This window comes from Collinsella sp. LCP19S3_D3, assembly GCF_052121455.1.
In the GTDB taxonomy this organism is placed as follows: Bacteria; Actinomycetota; Coriobacteriia; order Coriobacteriales; family Coriobacteriaceae; genus Collinsella.
In genome coordinates, this window is the sequence record NZ_JBQKEF010000005.1 from 19,111 (window position 1) to 35,723 (window position 16,613).

Sequence of the window (16,613 nt, forward strand, 5' to 3'; positions counted from 1 at the left end):
GGTTCCTCGCTTAAACGGGCTTCTTGTTGAGAATCACACCGTTGGTGGTGTAACCCATGCGGTCGAGCGCCTCGAGTGCAGCGGCTCCCTCGGCCTCTTTCTTAGAGGCGCCGGTGCCGCGGCCCTGACGGATACCGTCGACAAGCACCACGGCGGTAAAGGTGGGCGCATGTGCCGGGCCCTCGGAGCCTACCAGCTTGTATGCCGGGGGCTCGTGACCGTCTGCCTGCACGCACTCCTGCAAGAACGACTTGGGGTTCGCGGGGTGCTCGGCACGCTCGGAGGCCAAATGGGGCTTAAGCGTGCGATGGATGAACTCCGCCGCCGCATCCCAGCCGGCATCGAGGTACAACGCACCCACGAGCGACTCATAGACGTTCTCGAGCGCCGAGTTAAGGCCGCGCGCGCCGGTACCGGTCTCGGAGGCGCCAAAGATGATGATGTCGTCGATGCCCAGCTCGTGCGAAACCTCGGACAGCGTGGCACCCGAAACAAGCGATACCTTCAGACGCGTGAGCTTGCCTTCATCGAACTCGGGATAAGACTCAAAGAGCGAACGGGCAACCACGGCGCCCAGAATGGAGTCACCCAAAAACTCAAGCCGCTCATAGCTGGCAGAGACCGGCTGCCCCTCTACTGCCGAGGGGTGGGTGAGCGCCGCGCGTAGCAGCACCTTGTTATTAAACTCATGGCCCAGGATTTCCTGAGCGCGCGTGAGTCGTTGAGATAAAGCCAAGACCTAGGCCTCCCTGGCGTTTTCGATAGCGTCGACAGCGTCGGCAACGGAGGTGAGCGACAACAGGGTCTCGTCATCGATCTCGAGGTCAAACTCGTCCTCGATGGCCGTCACCAGCTGCAGGCGCTCGAGCGAATTGGCATCGAGGTCGTCAAAAGTCGTCTCATCACTGATCTCGGAAACGTCAACGCCCAGCACGTCGGCAGCGATCTCGGCGATCTTGTCAAAGATTTCGGAGCGATCCATAGCGCATCCTCTCATAAGTCGTGGAATACAATGTGTCGCGCGGGCGGAAGCCGCATTGCAGCACGGCTCCGATTCTACCCCACGATGCATAGCTTGAGCCACGTAACGGAGCTCTTGCTAAACGATACCTTCCATGGAATTGGCAATGCTTTCGATAAGCCCGGCTCGAACGGCCTGAGCCGCGGCGAGCGTACCGTTTTTAACGGCTTCGGCCGACGTGGCGCCATGGCCAATCAAAACGACGCCGCGAAGGCCCAGCAGGATCGCGCCGCCCTTGGCATCGCCCGAGAGCTTGGCTTTCATCTGGCGCATCTGCTTTTTGATGAGCAGCGCGGCGATCTTGGTACCGAGCGAAGACATAAAGGCGCCCTTGAGCTCTTGCAGCAAAAACTTGGCAGCGCCCTCGGTTGCCTTGAGCGCAATATTGCCCGACATGCCGTCGGCGACCACAACGTCAAAATTGCCCGACGTAAGATCGGTGCCTTCGCAGTTGCCCACAAAACCGGGGACCGCGGCTTTCATAGCCGGGAAGCACGCCTTGGTAAAGTTAGAACCCTTCTCGTCCTCGGTGCCGTTGCCAAGCAGGCCCACACGCGGATGTTCGATGCCCAGGACCACGCGGGCATAGGCTGCACCCATCTGGGCAAAGCGAACCATGTCGTCGACCTCGACATCGGGGTTGGCCCCCATGTCACACAGTACCGTAAGGCCACCGGCGCGGTTGGGCAGCGCATTGGTGAGACATGGACGCACCGGCTGCTTCTTACCCTCTACCAAATATCTAAACGGCGTCACGTAGGCGGTGGCGGCAGCCGTCATGGCGCCGGTCGACCCCGCGGAGAAAAACGCGTCCGCGTTGCCCTTCTTAATAGCACGGCAGGCAAGCACGATTGAAGACTTACGCTTGGTCATCACGGCGCGGATGGGATCGTCGTCCATGGCGATGACATCGGGGGCCTCCAGAGCCTCCACGCGCGCGTGCGCCGCGGCAAAGGGGTTGACGATATCGGCGGGGCCAACAGCAATGACCTCGATATCGGGATCGGCGGCAAGTGCGGCCTCAATACCGTCGAGGACAACTTGGGGCTTCTCGTCTCCGCCCACAACGTCTACACAAACGCGAACGTTACTCATTTCAAGTGCTCCTTATACAAAAATGGCCGACTCATTGAGCCGGCCATTGTGGTTCCAGTTGGAACGGCATCGTATCCAGAGTATACAGTTACTCGGTAACGATAACCTCGCGGTCCTTGTAGAAACCGCAGCTGGGGCACACGTGGTGCGGGAGCTTGACAGCGCCGCAACGGGGGCACGTGGACTGAGCCGCAGCCGAGATCTTCATGTTGGCGGAACGACGGGTATGGGTACGGATACGACCCTGCTTTTGTTTAGGTACGGGCATAGTGACCTTCCTTATGAACTATCCAGTGTGGCGATTACGCGCAAGTAGCGATACTACCACATTTTTACTCATCAAGATTGAGATTCTTCAATGCTGCAAATGGATTTTCCGTGGCAGCGGCCCATTCGGCCTCGGCCTGGGCGGCGCAATCGCATTGCTCGACGTTGAGATTGATGCCGCAGGTGGGGCACAGGCCGCGGCAATCGGGCTTGCAGAGCACCACAAACGGCGTGTCCATGACAACGGCGTCGTTAATGGGCTCCCCCAGATCGACAATGCGGTCCTCGCCCAAAAGCTCGTAACCGTCCTCGTAGGCCTCGGGATCCTCGGGCTCCTCAAAGAGGTAGAACTCCTCGATCTCGCCGGCGATATCAAACGAGGCGAGCTCAAGGCAGCGGTCGCATTCGCCGGTGACGTGCGCTCGAACCATGCCGGAGAGCAGAACACCGGTGCCCGCATTGGTAAAAACCACGTCGTAAGCAATGCCGTCCTGCAGCTGGTACTCCTTCTCGCCCACCGTGTAGGTGGCGACATCGACCTTGCCGGTCAGCGGATACGAGTCTCCGGGAAACTCGAGCTGCTCGGAAAGATCGACGGTAACGCTCGGGAACTCAGCCATTACCACTGACCGTTCTGCTGGGCGGCACCCTCGTTGAGCTGCTGACGGCAACGGGTAACGGTGCCGGTCAGGCTCTTGAGGTTCTCCTCGAGGTGCGTAAAGACCTGCTCGGCATAATCCTCGGCCGCATAGCGCGTCTCGCGCTCGTACTGCTGGGCACGATCACGGATATCGTCGGCCTGCTGCTGCGCCAAGCGGACGATCTCCTGCTCACCGGCAATGGTGAGTGCCTGCTGCTGAGCATCGGCAATGATGGAATCGGCCTGAGCGGCGGCGGAAGCCATAAGCTCGTCGCGTTCCTTGAGGATGCGACGGGACTTCTGCCACTCCTCGGGATAGCTCATACGGATCTCGTCAAGGATGTTAAAGAAGACGTCGGCATCGATAACCTTCATCTGGGCATTCTTGCCGAACGGCGTCTTAGCCTCTTCGATGAGCCCCTCGAGCTCCTCGACAAGGCTCACGATCCTGTCGCCAGGAAAATTCTCGCCCGGCATCCGGTCTCCTTTCATAGGTAACATGTCATCGTGTTAGTTTACCACATGCCATCAGGCAATATGAAACGTCACGAAAAGCGATGTTTAAGCGCTTCGACCACATTGGGCGGCACAAACGTCGACACATCGCTTCCGAGCGATGCGATCTGACGGACCACCGAGCTCGAGATATAGCCGTACTGCGGCGCACTCATGACAAAAATGGACTCAAGCTCGTTGTCCAGGCGATAGTTGAGGTCCGCCTGCTGCAGCTCGTACTCAAAGTCGGTCATGGCGCGCAGGCCCTTGACCACAGCACCCGCACCCTGCTCACGGGCAAAATCGACCAACAGGCCGGTAAAGGGCAGTACCTCGACACCGTCAATATCGCCCAGGGCCTCGCGGGCCAACGCCACGCGCTCATCGAGCATAAAGGTGGTGCCCACGCCGTTTTTGCCCTGCGACTCCGCCACGGCGACAATCACGCTGGGAAAAATGCGGCGGGCGCGGCGGATCACATCGATGTGACCAAACGTGATGGGGTCAAAAGTACCCGGAACGATCACGCGGTTGATAGTGTCATTCATGGGTATCCTCCAAAGGCACGTCCTCGTCAATATCGCTGTCATGAGCATGGTCGCACTCGTCCGCGGCCACCCAGCGCAGCAAGTCAACCGAGGTAATGCCGTAGCGTTTCTCTCGCACGGTCTCAAAACCAGCCGGATGAGCGCCCGCGTCGCTTGCGGCATGCTCAAACAGGGCAAAGGCCCCTGGTGCCAGCAAGCCCTGCTGGGCAAGATTGCGCAGCAGCTTCTCGACCGGCTCGGCACCAAAGGCATAGGGTGGATCGAGCAGGACCAGATCAAAGGGGCCGCCCGGAACACGGCCGCGCGAGGCGCTCGCCAACACATCGCCGGTAACGACGCGCCAACGCGAGCGGTCGCGACACAGCGACTCGATATTCTTATTGATCAGTCGGGCGGCATTGCGATCGATCTCGAACGTGATGAGCGAGCGAGCGCCGCGCGAGAGCATCTCGATTCCCAGGGCACCGGAGCCGCCAAAGGCATCCAGCACGCGGACCTCGTCCAGATCGAAATCGAATGCCGACATGACCATGGACGCACATGCCTCGCGCACGCGGTCGGTCGTGGGACGGGTGACATCGCGCCCACGCGGCTCTTCGATCTTGCGGCCGCGCCATTCACCGCCGATGATTCTCATCCTCCGCTGACCTCCTTGAAGATATGTCGATAGCGCGTGGCGACCGCATCGCGCAAGGGACGCGTCGCCACGGAGTCAAGGTTGCAAGCATACCGCAAGAGCTCGACCGCGTCCAAATGGGCCCATTCGATAAGATCCTCGTCGGCGTCCAGGTCCACAAAACGCAGGGTCACACCGCCATGTTGGCGATAACCCAAGATTTCGCCCTCGTGGCGCAAACGCAGGTCCATCTGCGCAAGTGCAAAACCGTCAGCGGTCTTTTCGAGCGCCCGCAGGCGGTCTTGCGCAGCAGACACACCGCCATTGCCCTTGGAATGCGTCATGACCAGGCACGTGCCCGACACGCTGCCGCGGCCCACGCGGCCTCTAAGCTGATGCAGGGCCGCCAAGCCAAAGCGCTCGCCGTTCTCGATAACCATGACGGTGGCGTTGGGCACGTCGACGCCCACCTCGACCACCGTAGTCGAGACGAGCACGTCGATCTCGCCGCGCTTAAAGGCGTCGATCACGCGGTCCTTCTCCCCCGCCGGCATGCGGCCGTGAAGACGCTCGACGGAAAGCCCCGGCAATGCCAGACGCAGGCGGTCGAGCTCGGTCGCGGTGTCGTGCAACGGCACGGGCACCGTCACGCGACCTTCATCGTCGCGAGCAATACCGGGAACGTCTTCCAAATCGTCCGCGGAGTCACTCGGCTCCACAAGCGGGCAGATAACGTAAGCCTGCTGTCCTTGGGCATGCGCCTCGCGAATGGCACCGTAGGCCAGGTCGCGGCTCGACTCGGTGAGCACGCGCGTCGAGACGCCGGCCCCGGGAACGGGGCGATGACGAATGATGGACGTGTCCAGGTCGCCATAGACCGAGAGCGCCAGTGTGCGCGGAATAGGCGTGGCCGTCATAACGAGTAAGTCCGCACCTGGGCCTTTGGCACGCAGGGCATTGCGCTGCCCCACGCCAAACCGGTGCTGCTCGTCGATAACGACGAGTGAAAGATGTTTAAACGTTACGTTATCCGAAAGGACCGCATGGGTACCAAAGAGCACATCGAGCTCACCAGACTGCAGCTGTGCATGGATGCGCTCGCGCTCGGCGGCCGGGGTAGCACCCGTCAGGAGCGCCCAGGACATACCGGCCTGCGAGAGCAAAGGACCGGTCTTATCGGCATATTGACGCGCCAGCACGCCCGTGGGTGCCATGACACAGGACTGGGTACCCGAATCGGCCGCGACTGCCAGCGCGCAGGCGGCGACGGCGGTCTTGCCGGTACCGACATCGCCCAGCAGCAAGCGGTTCATCACGTGGTCGCCATCGCACATGTCATGCAGGATGTCTTGGAACGCGGCCTCCTGCTCGTCGCTCAGCGAAAACGGCAGGGCCCGCCTAAGCGCCGTCAAATGACCACCCGCGGTATGGGTGTAGGGAACCACCTCGACCATACCGCCGTCGTTGCGCAGACGAAGCGCCAGCTGAAGATAGAGGCATTCCTCATAGGCAAGCCGTGCGCGCGCGATATCGCGCTCGGCCATACTTGAGGGAAAGTGAATCGAACGCAGCGCACGGGCGCTGCTCATAAGGCGTCGCTTGGCGCGCAGGGGCGCGGGAATCGGGTCGAAGGGATTGCCGACAATCTCGAGCGCGCCGCTCACGATACGGCGCATCCAAGCCTGGCTCACACCGTCGCTCACATAGTGAACCGGAAGGATGGTGCCCGCGGCACGCCCGTCCTCGAGCTTTTCGAAATGCGGCGAGGCCATCTGCTTAAAGCCGTAGGCAAATTCGACCTTACCCATCACGGCCAGGCGGTCGCCCTGCTTGAGCTGCTGGGCAATCCAGGGCTGGCGGAAAAAAGCGACTTGCAGCACGCCCGTCTCGTCCACAAGCGAGACCTCGGTAACCTGCATACGCGGGCGGGGCTGCTTTTGAACGATACGATCGACCGTGGCGACGATCGTGCACACCGTACCGATAGGCGCCATCTCGATGGACCAGGAGCGTGTAAAGTCCAGATACCGATGAGGGATATGGAGAAGGAGGTCCCCCACCGTCCTAATTCCCAGACGGCGAAGGGCCTCCTCACGTTTACCCGAAACATATTTGAGTCGCGCGATATCCTCGTCGAGCGCATTGCTCTGGGCAAAGCGCTCCGAGACGCGCGGCACGGAGCACAGCTCGGACATGGGCAGATGCCTACTCGATCGAGAAGATCACGGGATAGAGCGGCTGCTCGCCACGATGGGCGTCAATCTCCAGGTCGGGCTGAGCCTCCTCGATGGCGTCGACGATCTCCTGGAAGGCCTCATCGGACAGCTCCTCGCCGGCCAGAATCGTCAGCGCGTCGCCCTCCTCTTCCTCCTGCATGCGGTTGATGCAGTCGAGCGTGACCTGCTTCACATCGGAGCCGACCACGTCGATGGAGCCGGCAATGATACCCATGACGTCACCGGAGTGAATCGGCGAGCCGTCAGAGGCGCTGGAATCGCGCACGGCACGGGTGACCTCGCCATCGCGAACCTCGCTGATGGCATCGACCATGGCGGCGACGGCGTCCTCGAGCTCGGAATCGGGCAGCACCGCGAACAGAGCGGAGAACGCCTGCGGAACGGTCTTGGTGGGAACCACGGCGACCTTTTTGTCGGTGCAGGCAGAAGCAGCAGCCTCGGCAGCCATACGGATATTGCCGTTATTGGGCAGGATGATGACCGAAGTCGCGTTGACCTGGTCCACCGCGCCCAGCAGGTCGGCGGTCGAGGGGTTCATGGTCTGGCCACCCGAAACGACAACGTCGACGCCGAGGGACTTGAGGATGTCGGCCTCACCGGAACCGGCGGCAACGGCGACAAAACCCAGCGCCTTGGCGGGCTCGGCGGCCTTTTGCTGGTCCTCGTGGATCTTGGCGGTACGGTCGTGGGCCTCCATCTCCATGTTGTGGATAAAGACCTCGTAGATCTGGCCAAGCTGCAGCATGTGCTCGAGCACCAGGTTGGGGGTGTTGGAGTGCACGTGGATCTTGTAGTCGGGGTAGGCGCCCACGAGCAGCTCGCAGTCGCCCATGGAACCCAGGAACTTAAGGCACTCGTCCTCGTCAAACGGGGCGTCGGCCTTAAAGAGGAACTCGTTGCAGTAGCAGAACTCCGAGCCCTCCCAGTCGTCGTTGGCCTCGATCTCGACGCGACCGAGGGCCGCATCGCGGGCAGAGCCAGCGGAATCAAACGTGGTGGAGAAATCCTCGACAACGGTGCTGCGGCCCAGAGCAGCGGCAACGAAGTTTTCCAGGAAGATGGCAAAGCCAAAGGCGCCGGAGTCGACCACGCCGTTCTCCTTCAGAACGGGCAGCAGGTCGGGCGTGCGAGCCACAGACTGGTAGGCCTCGACGACGATGGCGTCGAGCGCGTCCTCGGCCGAGAACTTCTTCTTCTCGCACTCGTCGGCCTTGGTCGAGACGTCGCGCAGGACCGTAAGAATCGTGCCCTCGATGGGCTTGCGGACGGCCTGGAAGGCGACCTTGACGGCGCGACGGAAAGCATGCGCGATGTCGGCAGACGTGATGGGCTCATCGGCAGAGACGAGACCCTCGGCCACGCCGCGCAGGATCTGCGAGGTGATAACGCCGGAGTTGCCGCGGGCGCCCATGAGGGAGCCGTGGGTGATGGCGCCGGCGACGGCCTCCATATCGGCATCGGCGGGAAGGGCGGAAAGCTCCTTGGTCACCGAGGCGAGCGTGAGCGACATGTTGGTGCCGGTGTCGCCGTCGGGCACGGGAAAGACGTTGAGTTTATTGATCTCCTCGGCCTTGTCGGAAACGGCAGCCGCAGCGATCGGAAAACAGGTGCGAATGGTCTTTACAATCATGAGTATTTGAATCTCCGTTTTCGGATGCTAGTTCAGACGGCTCTTGAGCGCGTCGATGTGAATGCCGATCTTAAGGCTGGCGGGATCGATCTGGGCGATCTCCTGCAGGGTGAAGGCAACGGAGCTCGAAAGATTGTGGCAGACGGACTTCATGTTGACGCCGTTCTCGAGCACGACGTGAAGGTCGACCGTAAGGCCGTTCTCGTCGGCGGAGACAAGCACGCCCTTGCGGAGGCGCTGACCGGCAAGCAGGCGCACGCTCTCGGCGCCCTGGAGCTGCTCGGCCATACCGACGACGCCATAGCACGTCATCGCGGCATAACCGGCAATATCGGCAATAACGTCGTTCGAGACGCTCAGGCTGCCGTTAATGGTCTCAGACACAAGAATCTCCTTATCTGGTGCTCGCGGCACCATGTCGTGGGAGCAATCATTGCAATATTCTACAACGACCGCGCCATGTTGAGGTGGTGGGTCGCGGGATTACATCCTCGACACGAAATGTTGATATGGCAACGTTTGCGTTAAGCAATCGCGGCATGAAAAAAACCCGCCGCAAAAGCGACGGGTTTTACAATCTGGCTCCCCGGGTAGGACTCGAACCTACAACAGCGCGGTTAACAGCCGCGTGCTCTACCATTGAGCTACCGAGGAATTTAAAGCCCAGCAGATTGGGCTGAGAAATTCTGGCTCCCCGGGTAGGACTCGAACCTACAACAGCGCGGTTAACAGCCGCGTGCTCTACCATTGAGCTACCGAGGAATAGGTGCATGCTCTCAAGCAACGAAGTTTATTATACGGACGAATCAGCTCAGGGCAAGAACTTTTTTAAGAAATTTTCCGACCCAGTCATTGGGGACGTTCTTAAACGACTAGTCATTCAAGAACGTCCCCAACGACTAATCAACCTGACGCCCAGGGTAGTCTTTTTGGGACGGGGCTTTTTTAGCTACCCAATCTCAATGAGCGGCTCAAGCTTTAAAGGCCCCAGATTGGGTAGCTAAAAAAGCCCCGTCCCAAAAAGACTACCCGTGCCCCAACTGCCGGCCCTTGTTACATGAAAGCGCCCTCAAGCGGATGTGCTTGAGGGCGCTTCTTGCATGACTAGCTTTCGATATAGTCTTTGAGCTTGCTGGAGCGGCTGGGGTGGCGGAGCTTGGCCAGGGTCTTGGACTCGATCTGGCGGATGCGCTCGCGCGTGACGCCAAACTCGCGGCCGACTTCCTCGAGCGTGCGGGGATGTCCGTCGACAAGTCCAAAGCGCAGCTCAATAACCTTGCGCTCACGATCGGCAAGCGAGTCGAGCACCTGGGTGAGCTGCTCCTGCAGCATGGAGAAGCTGGCGGCATCGGGCGGAACGATGGCCTGGGAGTCCTCGATAAAGTCGCCCAGCTGGGAATCCTCTTCCTCGCCGATAGGAGTCTCGAGCGACACGGGCTCCTGCGAGATCTTCTGAATCTCGCGGACGCGGTCGGCACTCATGTCCATCTCGGCACCGATCTCCTCGGGGGTCGGGTCGCGACCCAGATCCTGGAGGAGCTGGCGCTGCACGCGGACAAGCTTGTTGATGGTCTCGACCATGTGTACGGGAATACGGATGGTACGGGCCTGGTCGGCGATAGCGCGCGTGATGGCCTGACGGATCCACCACGTGGCGTACGTGGAAAACTTGAAGCCCTTCTGGTAGTCGAACTTCTCGACGGCGCGGATCAGACCGAGGTTGCCCTCCTGGATCAGATCCAGGAACAGCATGCCGCGACCGACGTAGCGCTTGGCGATGGAGACGACCAGACGGAGGTTGGCGCTGATGAGCGCCTGCTTGGCCTCGAGGCCCACGTTCTCGATACGAGTCAGACGACGCATCTCGGCGCGAGTGAGCTCGATCTCGCCCGCCTCGGCGGCCTCGAGCTTCTCGGTGGCCTCGAGACCGGCCTCGATCTTCATGGCCAGATCGACCTCTTCGGAGGCGGTCAGCAGGTCGACCTTGCCGATCTCCTTAAGGTACATACGAACCGGGTCACCGGTCAGCATCACCGTGGAGGCATCGATGCCACGCACGCGAGAACGCGAACGGGACGTGCGGACGGTGCGCTTCTTTTTGCTCTTGCAAGAACCCATCTCGGCATCGGCCTGACGGGCCATCTTAAGCTCATGATCGTCGAGCGAGCCGGAATCGTGCTCCTCGTCGTCATCGAAATCGTCGGTATCGGTATCGTTATCGTCATCGTCGACGTCCATGGGGGCGTCGTCGTTTCCGCTCGCGGAGATAATCTGGATGCCGCTGTTGCGCAGCGCGGAATAGACCGCGTTGAGCTGCTCGTCAGAAACATCGATATCCTTCAGGACGACCTGGATCTCGTCCTCGGTTACCGAAGTCCTGTTTGAGCCGTTGCCCATGAGCTTAGCAACGTAGGATTCCAGCCCAGTACCCGTGCTCTCAGTCTTATTTGGCACAGATTCTCCCTTCGTAGTCCACAGGACACATTACTTTAGCACACACTTACACGTCTATACCCAAAATTCAGACTGGATATAGCAGATAACATGCCGATTGACCACAACATCTAGGCCTGATCGGGACCCGCGGCCTCCAAACCAATCAACCGGAACGGATCGGCCACGCCGCCAATCGACTTCTGGAGCTCGCGCTGGCGCAAAGAATCCTGCGCGGCCTGCATGGTCAATACACGGCGCGCGTCATCGTCGAGCGACCGGTCCTGGCGCAGCTTGGCCTGGGCAGCCCGCATACGGCGCTTGATGGTGTAAAGCTCAAGCGTATCGAGCATAAAGACGATGTTCGTCTCGGTGGGGTGCTTGCTCGTCGCCGAGATGCGCCCGGCGCTGACGAGCGAAGCCGCCTCGGGACACACCGCGCGCGCGGCGTCCATGCACGCCGCGGGGTCGGTGCCCGGCGGCGTCGCGAGCACGGCCCACGCGATGGACTCGTGACGGGGGTCTACCCACTCAATCGAGCAGATGCGATCGGCGTACGTGCGGAATAGGTCGGGGTAGCTGGTGAGCATCGTCAACAGCTCGCGCTCCCCCGCCAGAGACTTCCGCTCCAGATCGGTCAGCACAATCGGCGTCGCCGGAACGGAAGCGGTCGAAGCAGACCCCGCGGGCGCCGCGTCCATGCCAGCAGGCACATCGATCGGCGGCATATCGTCGACGACCTCGACCGGCGCGGCCCCGTAGGCCTCGAGCGGCACATAGTCGTACGGTTCCTCCTCGACCGGTGCGGATACCGGCGGCGTCGTCCCCGACGCCCAGGCGCCGCGAGATGCCCCCTGCGGACCGGACACCCGACCGCCCGCGCTGCCTGCGCGCTCGGCCTGTGCCCGCTGGCGCTCGTAGTTCTGCTCGCGACGACGCTCGGCGTCCTCGCGCTTGGCGACATCGCGAAACACACGGCCCGAGCTCGAGCGTACCGTCTCCAAATCCAGGCCCAGAAGGTCGGCTATCTGGATAAAGTACGTATCGATCATGTAGCTATCGCGCAGCGGATAGATGAGCGTCAGCGCATCCTCGAGCGCCTTGGCGCGACCGCCCGGCGTGGTAATGTCGCTCGACTCCTGCAGTGAGCGGTACACAAAGTCCATGAGGGGCTCGGCGGCGGCGATACGCGCCTGCAGTGCCTCGCCACCATGCGCGGAGATGAACTCCATAGGGTCGTTGCCGTCGGGAAGCACCACGCAGCGCAGGTCCATCGAGTCCTGCTCGATAAACTGAATCGCGCGGCGCGCGGCCTTTTGACCGGCGGCGTCACCATCGAACATATACACGATGCGCTTGGCAAAACGGGTGAGCGTCTTTACGTGATGTTCCGTCAGCGCCGTGCCCAGCGTGGCGACGACGTTTTTGATCCCCGCCTCCCAGCAGGCGATGCAGTCGGTATATCCCTCCACCACGATGGCGGTATCCTGCGCGACGATAAACTCCTTGGCCCAGTTAAAGCCGTAGAGGTTTCTCTTTTTATGAAACACACTCGTCTCGGCGGTGTTGAGGTACTTGGGTTGGCCGTCGCCCATAATACGACCGCCAAAGGCGATGTTATGACCCTGTTCGTCAAAGATGGGAAACATCACGCGGTCGTAAAAACGATCGGCGAGCTGTCCGCGCCCGCGGCTCACGGCCACGTTGGCGTCGATCATCTCCTGCGGGGTAAAGCCCTTCTGCGACAGATGGGCCACCAACATATTGCGACCCGGCGCAAAGCCCAGGCAGTAGCGACGGCAGACGTCGCCACCCATACCGCGGCTGGCAAAGTACTCACGCGGACGGCTGTCCTTACCGCGCATGAGCATGGTGTGATAGAACTGGGCCGTCTCGGCGCACAGGTCATAGATGCGGGCGCGCTTGGTGCCGCGATCGCGCTGCGCGCCGGTATCGTGCAGCTCAATGCCGGCACGATCGGCCAGGTAGCGAATCGACTCGGGAAAGCTCAGGTTCTCGCGCTTCATGATGTAGGTGAAGACGTCGCCGCCCTCGCCACAGCCAAAGCAGTGCCACACCTGCGTAGCGGGGATAATGTGAAACGATGGGGTCTTTTCGCCATGGAAGGGGCAGCAACCCCAAAACTCATGGCCGCGGGGCTTGAGCTCAACCGTTTCCTGCACAATGGCAACCAGGTCGGACGCAGCGCGCACCTGGTCTTTCTCCTCATCGCTAATCACGGATGCCCACCCCCTGCTCACCCAAGTTATAACGGATATCGTCAATATTACCCTCGACGGTCGCGATAAGCTCGTCCAGCGAATCGAACACGCGCGAAGGACGCAGCCAACGCGTAAACGCCAACGAAACCGAACGTCCATACAGGTCGCCCGCATACCCGATCAAGTTGGCCTCGAGATGCGCCGAGGCGGCATCGTCGGCATACGTCGGCGGCAGGCCCACGTTGACGGCAGCAGGCCACACGGTATCGTCGACCAGCACAAGGCCCTCGTAGACGCCATCGGCAGGCAGCTGAATTCCGTTTGGCACCAGCAGGTTTGCCGTCGGAAATCCCATATCGGAGCCCTCGTGGCGACCGCGAATCACGCCGCCGCGCACCATATAGGGACGGCCGAGTAGATCGGCTGCCAGCTCAACGTGGCCCAAGCTCAGCTCACGTCGAATGCGGGTGGCACAGATAGCCTCGCCGGCCTCGCACAGCAAATTGTGCCCATACACGTCAACACCGCGCTCAGCGCCCCATGCCTGCATCTCGGCAACGCCCGAGGCACCGCCGCGGCCCAGCCTAAAATCGCTGCCAACGCGAATGGAGCGAATGTCGACAACATGCGCCAACAGCTCAAGAAAGCCCACGTGGTCGAGCGACGCTACCGCAGGCGTAAAGGGAACAGCCACCACGGCATCGACCCCAGTCTGAGCCAGGGCATGCAGACGGTCGGCCGTCGTCATCAATTTTTGAGCGGGCGCAGGGCTCACCACAACATCTGGATCAGGGTCAAACGTTACGACAACCGCTTTGCAGCCGTGGACGCGCGCATCGCGAATGACCGCGTCGATCAGCTCACGATGTCCCCTATGCACGCCATCGAACACGCCGATGGCAATCGAGGCGGCACCCATAGACTCGCAGTCATCAAAAGCATCAGCCAAAACGATGCGGGCCTCCGCCGCCGCGCCCACAAAAAATGTGCGCGCGAGCTCGCGAGGGTCCAGCATCATCGAACACCGCCGATCGCCTGCGGAAAGACGTGCTCCATCACAAAGCGACCATCCTCGATACGCGCCAAAGCCTTGAGCCCGCCATCGAGCACCAGCGCAAACGGTGCCTTCGACACATCGAAGCCGGCAAGCGCGCGATCAATAGGAATACGACGTCCGCACAGCAGATCGTCGGCAAGATTGCCCGGCAAGTCGACACGCGTGGCGCCGAGGGCCGCAATGGGGTCCAAGGCAAAGCCGGCAGCGGACTCGGCAGAAAGGTCCTCGACCGCATGGCAGGCACCGATGGAGACAATGCCAGAAGCGGTACGGCGCAGCGCGAAAATATGCGCGGCACTATCGCAGGCGCGACCCAGGTCGCGAGCGAGCGCACGGATATAGGTGCCCTTGCTCACCGAGAAGGCAACGGTCCAAATGCAGGAATCGCCCTCGCCACTCACGGCGATCAGGTCGGCAGAATATACCTCGACCGGGCGCGCAGGCAACTCAACGGCATTGCCCTCACGTGCAGACTTATAGGCGCGCACGCCGTTGACCGAAATAGCCGAAAACGCCGGCGGAACCTGCATCTGAGGGCCCAGCATGGCGCTCAAGCGCTCACGGGCATAGGCCGGATCGCGCAGCTCGGGTGCAATGGCAACCGTACGGATGGCCTCGCCTTCCGCATCGTCGGTATTGGTCTCGGCGCCAAACGAGATATCGGCGACGTAACTTTTGGTATCGAGGGTAAGCATGCCCAGCAGACGCGTAGCTTGGCCCACGCCCACCACCATGACACCCGACGCCATGGGGTCGAGCGTGCCGGCATGACCGACGCGCCGCTCATGGAGGGCGCGCCGGCATTGCGAAACCACGTCGTGGGACGTGCAGCCCACCGGTTTATCGACGGCGAGCAGCATATTCAATTGAGAAGGCGTACGACGAGCCATGTACCATCCAAAAAGTTAAAGCTCGACGGTCACCGAAGCGGGATCCTCCCCCACCAGCTCGGCCAGCATGGGAAGTGCCGCGGTGAGCGTCTCGAAAATCGTTCCGTTATTGGTAAAGCCGGCGGCAGCGTGATGTCCGCCTCCGCCAAAGTTGGCCGCAATCTCGGAGACATCCATGTCGCCCTTGGAGCGCAGGTTTCCGCGCACCTTGGTATCGCCCTCGATGCCCTTAAGGAACAGGCAGACCTCGACACCCATCACCGAGCGCACCACATCGACCAAGCCGTCGCACTCATCCGAAGTGACGCCACATTCCTTAAGGTCGCTTTCGTACGCGTAGCTATACGCCACGCGCCCGTGCGCGACCGTCTTGATGCGGCCCATGACGATGGACTTGAGGTGCAAGAACTCGACGCGCATGCTCTGATAGACCTCGAGCGCGACACGCGCCGGGTCGGCACCGTGCGCCACCAGGCGCGAAGCCGCATGGAACGCAGCGGCATCGGCATTCTGATACTGAAAACGACCGGTATCGGTAACCAGGCCACAGAGCAGACAGGTGGCGATGCGATCGCGAACGACAATGCCGCAATCATCCAAAAAGTGGTCGATGATCATGGCGCACGCCGCAGCATCGACACGCCTCAGGCTTACCTCGGCAAACTCCTCGCGCGCCGGATGGTGGTCAAAGCACACCACATGTTTGGAGCGGCGGAGCACGTCGGCCGAGTTGTTCAGACGCTCGACAACCGGCACATCCACCGAGATAAACAGGTCGGGATCGCCCGTAAAGCTCGAAGCCGGCACCAGACGATCGGCGCCTTCCATAAAGCGGTAAATACGCGGAACGGGATCGTCGTCTGCGAGCAGCAGCGCGATGTCCTTGTCGGGGAACGCCTTCATGAGCGAGAGACCCAAGCCCAACACGGAGCCCAGGGCATCGCCGTCGGGAGAGGTATGACCCGAGATCGCAATGGAGGACGCACCCTCGATAAGCTCGAGGATGCGTCGTTTAATATCTGCAGACTCGCACGAGACGAGGTCGGCGGAATTAGTCATCTAAAGCTGCCTCCTGGGCGGCATCCGCTATGGGATAGCCGTCCTCGTCCTTTTCGATCGCCAGCGTGGCCGGGACATTCTCCAGCGCACGCGTAATGCGCTCGGCCTCATCGGTCGAGCGATCGATGCGAAAATCGAGCTCGGGCGTGACGCGCCAGTCGAGCGAGCGAGCCAACAGGCTGCGAATGCGGCCCTTGGCGCTGGCGAGCGCCTCCATGACCTCATCGTAGCGGCTCGCATCGCACGACACGTACACGCGCGCGAACGAACGGTCCACCGCGACCTCGACCGCGGTCAGGGTGACCAGGTCGAGACGCGGATCGGAAACCTCAAAGAGAAGGATATAACCGAGCTTCTCGCGAAGCTGCTCGCCCAGACGGCGGGTTGCCTGCGTTTGCTTCAT

The 16,613-nt window shown here is 61.2% G+C and carries 17 protein-coding genes and 2 tRNA genes; all 19 read right to left on the reverse strand.

Going from position 1 to position 16,613, the window contains the following annotated elements; translation table 11 throughout:
* Window positions 1-10 precede the first annotated feature (10 nt).
* Window positions 11-736: a ribonuclease III gene (gene rnc, locus ACTQXM_RS03055; RefSeq protein WP_154515455.1), complete on the reverse strand. Its 726-nt coding sequence runs from the start codon at window positions 734-736 to the stop codon at window positions 11-13.
* A 3-nt stretch (window positions 737-739) separates the two neighbouring features.
* Window positions 740-982, reverse strand: coding sequence for an acyl carrier protein (locus ACTQXM_RS03060; protein WP_441536962.1), 243 nt, complete (start codon window positions 980-982; stop codon window positions 740-742).
* A gap of 117 nt (window positions 983-1,099) precedes the next feature.
* The gene (gene plsX / locus ACTQXM_RS03065) at window positions 1,100-2,116 is read right to left on the reverse strand and encodes a phosphate acyltransferase PlsX (RefSeq protein WP_154515449.1); all 1,017 of its coding nucleotides are present in this window, start codon (window positions 2,114-2,116) and stop codon (window positions 1,100-1,102) included.
* 88 nt (window positions 2,117-2,204) lie between these two features.
* Complete coding sequence (rpmF, locus tag ACTQXM_RS03070) at window positions 2,205-2,384, reverse strand: 50S ribosomal protein L32 (RefSeq protein ID WP_022094017.1); 180 nt, start codon at window positions 2,382-2,384, stop codon at window positions 2,205-2,207.
* A gap of 64 nt (window positions 2,385-2,448) precedes the next feature.
* Window positions 2,449-3,003 carry a YceD family protein gene (locus ACTQXM_RS03075; RefSeq protein WP_441041153.1) on the reverse strand — a complete coding sequence of 185 codons (555 nt, stop codon included), beginning with the start codon at window positions 3,001-3,003 and terminating at the stop codon, window positions 2,449-2,451.
* Window positions 3,003-3,500, reverse strand: coding sequence for an ATPase (locus ACTQXM_RS03080; protein ID WP_154515443.1), 498 nt, complete (start codon window positions 3,498-3,500; stop codon window positions 3,003-3,005). Before ACTQXM_RS03080 ends, ACTQXM_RS03075 begins: the two co-directional genes overlap by 1 nt.
* Before the next feature lie 68 nt (window positions 3,501-3,568).
* Window positions 3,569-4,066, reverse strand: a complete 498-nt coding sequence (coaD, locus tag ACTQXM_RS03085; RefSeq protein ID WP_154515440.1) for a pantetheine-phosphate adenylyltransferase — start codon at window positions 4,064-4,066, stop codon at window positions 3,569-3,571.
* Complete coding sequence (gene rsmD / locus ACTQXM_RS03090) at window positions 4,059-4,703, reverse strand: 16S rRNA (guanine(966)-N(2))-methyltransferase RsmD (RefSeq protein ID WP_441536961.1); 645 nt, start codon at window positions 4,701-4,703, stop codon at window positions 4,059-4,061. The genes coaD and rsmD overlap by 8 nt, the downstream gene beginning before the upstream one ends.
* Window positions 4,700-6,877 (reverse strand): ATP-dependent DNA helicase RecG, encoded by a 2,178-nt coding sequence (gene recG / locus ACTQXM_RS03095; protein WP_427794676.1) that lies wholly within the window; start codon window positions 6,875-6,877, stop codon window positions 4,700-4,702. The genes rsmD and recG overlap by 4 nt, the downstream gene beginning before the upstream one ends.
* 10 nt (window positions 6,878-6,887) lie before the next feature.
* On the reverse strand, window positions 6,888-8,549 hold the full coding sequence (locus ACTQXM_RS03100; RefSeq protein WP_441536960.1) for a DAK2 domain-containing protein: 1,662 nt from the start codon (window positions 8,547-8,549) through the stop codon (window positions 6,888-6,890).
* 27 nt (window positions 8,550-8,576) lie between these two features.
* Window positions 8,577-8,966, reverse strand: coding sequence for an Asp23/Gls24 family envelope stress response protein (locus tag ACTQXM_RS03105; RefSeq protein WP_187361832.1), 390 nt, complete (start codon window positions 8,964-8,966; stop codon window positions 8,577-8,579).
* 162 nt (window positions 8,967-9,128) lie between these two features.
* Window positions 9,129-9,203 (reverse strand) — tRNA-Asn (locus ACTQXM_RS03110).
* Between the two features lie 33 nt (window positions 9,204-9,236).
* Window positions 9,237-9,311: transfer RNA gene (locus ACTQXM_RS03115), tRNA-Asn, on the reverse strand.
* Window positions 9,312-9,653: 342 nt separating this feature from the next.
* A complete protein-coding gene (rpoD, locus tag ACTQXM_RS03120; protein WP_441536959.1) occupies window positions 9,654-11,003 on the reverse strand; it encodes an RNA polymerase sigma factor RpoD in 1,350 nt (449 codons plus the stop codon).
* A 110-nt stretch (window positions 11,004-11,113) separates the two neighbouring features.
* Window positions 11,114-13,222, reverse strand: a complete 2,109-nt coding sequence (gene dnaG, locus ACTQXM_RS03125) for a DNA primase (RefSeq protein ID WP_441536958.1) — start codon at window positions 13,220-13,222, stop codon at window positions 11,114-11,116.
* On the reverse strand, window positions 13,215-14,222 hold the full coding sequence (gene ribF, locus ACTQXM_RS03130) for a riboflavin biosynthesis protein RibF (protein ID WP_441536957.1): 1,008 nt from the start codon (window positions 14,220-14,222) through the stop codon (window positions 13,215-13,217). Before ribF ends, dnaG begins: the two co-directional genes overlap by 8 nt.
* Complete coding sequence (gene truB, locus ACTQXM_RS03135) at window positions 14,219-15,151, reverse strand: tRNA pseudouridine(55) synthase TruB (RefSeq protein WP_441536956.1); 933 nt, start codon at window positions 15,149-15,151, stop codon at window positions 14,219-14,221. The genes ribF and truB overlap by 4 nt, the downstream gene beginning before the upstream one ends.
* A 15-nt stretch (window positions 15,152-15,166) precedes the next feature.
* Window positions 15,167-16,210, reverse strand: a complete 1,044-nt coding sequence (locus ACTQXM_RS03140; RefSeq protein WP_427728745.1) for a DHH family phosphoesterase — start codon at window positions 16,208-16,210, stop codon at window positions 15,167-15,169.
* The gene (gene rbfA, locus ACTQXM_RS03145) at window positions 16,203-16,613 is read right to left on the reverse strand and encodes a 30S ribosome-binding factor RbfA (protein ID WP_006234038.1); all 411 of its coding nucleotides are present in this window, start codon (window positions 16,611-16,613) and stop codon (window positions 16,203-16,205) included. Before rbfA ends, ACTQXM_RS03140 begins: the two co-directional genes overlap by 8 nt.

What these genes read in the sequence shown, in the direction of transcription:
- ACTQXM_RS03060 (WP_441536962.1), bottom strand. Translation starts at nt 982, where the DNA reads ATGGATCGCTCCGAAATCTTTGACAAGATCGCCGAGATCGCTGCCGAC.
- ACTQXM_RS03105 (WP_187361832.1), bottom strand. Translation starts at nt 8,966, where the DNA reads ATGGTGCCGCGAGCACCAGATAAGGAGATTCTTGTGTCTGAGACCATT.
- plsX (WP_154515449.1), bottom strand. Translation starts at nt 2,116, where the DNA reads ATGAGTAACGTTCGCGTTTGTGTAGACGTTGTGGGCGGAGACGAGAAG.
- rpmF (WP_022094017.1), bottom strand. Translation starts at nt 2,384, where the DNA reads ATGCCCGTACCTAAACAAAAGCAGGGTCGTATCCGTACCCATACCCGT.
- ACTQXM_RS03075 (WP_441041153.1), bottom strand. Translation starts at nt 3,003, where the DNA reads ATGGCTGAGTTCCCGAGCGTTACCGTCGATCTTTCCGAGCAGCTCGAG.
- rsmD (WP_441536961.1), bottom strand. Translation starts at nt 4,703, where the DNA reads ATGAGAATCATCGGCGGTGAATGGCGCGGCCGCAAGATCGAAGAGCCG.
- ribF (WP_441536957.1), bottom strand. Translation starts at nt 14,222, where the DNA reads ATGATGCTGGACCCTCGCGAGCTCGCGCGCACATTTTTTGTGGGCGCG.
- coaD (WP_154515440.1), bottom strand. Translation starts at nt 4,066, where the DNA reads ATGAATGACACTATCAACCGCGTGATCGTTCCGGGTACTTTTGACCCC.
- rbfA (WP_006234038.1), bottom strand. Translation starts at nt 16,613, where the DNA reads ATGAAGCAAACGCAGGCAACCCGCCGTCTGGGCGAGCAGCTTCGCGAG.
- ACTQXM_RS03080 (WP_154515443.1), bottom strand. Translation starts at nt 3,500, where the DNA reads ATGCCGGGCGAGAATTTTCCTGGCGACAGGATCGTGAGCCTTGTCGAG.
- ACTQXM_RS03100 (WP_441536960.1), bottom strand. Translation starts at nt 8,549, where the DNA reads ATGATTGTAAAGACCATTCGCACCTGTTTTCCGATCGCTGCGGCTGCC.
- truB (WP_441536956.1), bottom strand. Translation starts at nt 15,151, where the DNA reads ATGGCTCGTCGTACGCCTTCTCAATTGAATATGCTGCTCGCCGTCGAT.
- recG (WP_427794676.1), bottom strand. Translation starts at nt 6,877, where the DNA reads ATGTCCGAGCTGTGCTCCGTGCCGCGCGTCTCGGAGCGCTTTGCCCAG.
- ACTQXM_RS03140 (WP_427728745.1), bottom strand. Translation starts at nt 16,210, where the DNA reads ATGACTAATTCCGCCGACCTCGTCTCGTGCGAGTCTGCAGATATTAAA.